3 protein-coding genes are annotated in these 2,472 nt (G+C 69.6%); 1 reads left to right on the top strand and 2 read right to left on the bottom strand.

What is annotated here, in order from left to right; translation table 11 throughout:
- Positions 1–1,448 (top strand): diguanylate cyclase domain-containing protein (locus G7A99_RS18055; RefSeq protein WP_163142776.1); only part of this gene is annotated, 1,448 nt, incomplete at its 5' end.
- Positions 1,449–2,034: 586 nt separating this feature from the next.
- Here G7A99_RS18055 and G7A99_RS18050 read toward each other — a convergent pair.
- Together G7A99_RS18050 and G7A99_RS18045 are read right to left on the bottom strand one after the other, a co-directional pair.
- Positions 2,035–2,274: a hypothetical protein gene (locus tag G7A99_RS18050; RefSeq protein ID WP_163142773.1), complete on the bottom strand. Its 240-nt coding sequence runs from the start codon at positions 2,272–2,274 to the stop codon at positions 2,035–2,037.
- 15 nt (positions 2,275–2,289) lie between these two features.
- Positions 2,290–2,472: ketopantoate reductase C-terminal domain-containing protein (locus G7A99_RS18045; protein WP_205599907.1), on the bottom strand; the 183-nt coding region annotated here is incomplete at its 5' end.

Raw genomic sequence — 2,472 nt, 5'->3', positions numbered from 1 at the left:
ATGTCGTCTGTGGCCTGCGTGTGCTCGGCGACCTCGTGCGTGACGGCGTGAATACCGCGGTAACGCCGCTCGCCATGCCGGCCTCGGGGCTCAGTGCGGATCTGATCCCGGTCATGAAGCGCGTGGTCGGCGTGGGGTTCGCATTCCTCGATGAGGACGGGGTCTTCCTGGACCTGAACGGATATGTCGCCCGTCTCCTCGGAGGCGAACCCGCCTCGCTAACCGGTAGCTCGTTCCTGGATCTCACGCCGGTGCATTACCGTGAAGACGTCGCGGAGAGCTTCCGGCGTGTCATTCACGACGGGCTGCGCGTGCGCGGGGAATGGCCGATCCTCACCACAGAGGGGGTGTTGCGACGTACCTCGGTGAGCAGCGAGCGGTTCGAGTACGGTGGCCGCCCGGTGTGTCTGTCCGTGATCGCCGACGTCACCCATCAGTACGCGGATCACGCCCTGCGCCAGGCACAGGCGAGGCTGCTTAAACAGGTGGTGCTGGAGAAGCCGCTGCCCGAGCTCCTGCGCGGTGTCGGCGAGGTGGTGCGCACCCATCGGCCCCGTGCCGGTGTGCTGGTGATGCACCGGCACAACGACGGACTCGACGTCGAGAGTGCGGTTGCCGGCAGTGACGGCACTCAGGCGTTCATCGATGCGCTGGCCACGGATGACACCCGCGCCCCATGGGCGACGTCCGTCACGAACAACCGTCAGGTGATGGCCGCGGATCTCGGGGCGGACGAGTGGCGCGGTGAATGCGCCCGGCTGGCCCGGCATTGCGGTGTCCGCGGGGTGTGGTGCTGGCCCCTGCGCGCACAGGACGGCGGCGCGCTGGGGTGCCTGGTGGTTCTGCTGGAGCGTACGGGACTGCCGGTGGAATGGGAGGCGGAGTTTCTCGACGAACTGTCCGACCTTACCGGCTTCGCCCTTGAACGCCAGGACCGCATCGAGGGGCTGCGCCGGAGCGCGCTCTACGACGATCTCACCGGCGCGGCCAACCGCACGCTGCTGGACGACCGGCTCGCCGCCCTGCGCGCCGGTGATGCCCGTGCCGGCAGCCGCACGGCGGTGCTGCTGCTCGACCTCGACGATTTCAAGGCGATCAACGACACCTATGGTCACGCCTGCGGTGATGAGCTGCTGGTTGCGGCGGTCGCGCGCATCCGCAAGGCCCTGCGCGCGGACGACACCGTGGCCCGGGTCGGCGGTGACGAGTTCGTGGTGGTGCTCGCGGACGCCGACGAGGCCACCGCACGCGGTGTTGCCGGCCGCGTGCTGGAGCAGTTCGACGAACCTGTCCAGCTCGGCACGCATTCGGTGGCCATACGCCCGAGCGTGGGCGCGGCCGTCGGTCCCGCTGGTGGCGGTGATCCCGAGGCGCTGCTCAAAGCGGCGGATCAGGCGATGTACAACGCCAAGCGCGCCGGAAAGGGAACCTATTACCTCAGCGCCTAGTAGACGCGCCGCCTCGAGTCAGGCCCTGGAGAGGCGGGTGCCGCCGGACAGCCTTGAGCGGGGATGTTGGCTGCCAGGAGCAGCCGACCTACCGCCACGTCATACCCCTCTCCCCTCGCGGGAGAAGGGTCGGGGGAGAGGGTTCTTCCAGGGACGGCGGGTCTTGTGGAATCGCTGTGCCGGATGCACTGCCGCGTAGGTTGGCTGCTCCTGGCAGCCAACATCCCGTCCCGCGATGCCGGCTGTGTCGATTGCCTTGAGCGGCCGGCGCCATAACCCCGATGTGCGTGCGTTCCGCCAGCGCTGCGCAGGGCAAGGCTCGAGTAGGTTGGCTGCTCCTGGCAGCCAACATCCCGTCCCGCGATGCCGGCTGTGTCGATTGCCTTGAGCGGCCGGCGCCATAACCCCGATGTGCGTGCGTTCCGCCAGCGCTGCGCAGGGCAAGGTTCGAGTAGGTTGGCTGCCCCTGGCAACCGACAGCCACGACGGTGTCGCCCGGGGTCGGTCACGAGGCTGGTTTGCCGATCGGCGTCTGGATCCTCCGGACCGTCGTGGCGGTGCTCGCGGTGTCCCTGTCCGCCGGGAACTAGCGCCACCGGACCGCCACGGCGCACACCACACTCCATGCCGCGGCGACGGCAGCGAGTGCGAAGACCGCGGTAGCGCTGTGTCCGAGCACATCCGGGAGGTTGGCGGGTATCGTCGGCGGGGGGCCGTCCAGGCCCGCGAGGGCGACGAGCAGGGCGAGTGCCCGCAGGATCACGCCGAGCACCGCCAGCGCCGCGGTGGTCAGCAGTGGTGTGCGTACGCCTGCACGGGCCGGCATCGTCCCGCCGTGGCCTCAGGCGACGGCGCCGCCGTCGGTGGACCAGATGCCCCGGTCGAGGAGGGCGGCAACCATTTCCGTGGCCGGGGCATCGCCGCCGAGGCGGCGCGCTCGCTCGATAACCGGGCCGCAGATGGCGTCCACCTCCAGCGGCCGGCCATGCTCACGGTCCACGAGCATGGAGGTCTTGATGGGGTC

Source organism: Arhodomonas sp. KWT, assembly GCF_010993615.1.
This window is presented reverse-complemented; position numbering and strand designations above follow the sequence as displayed.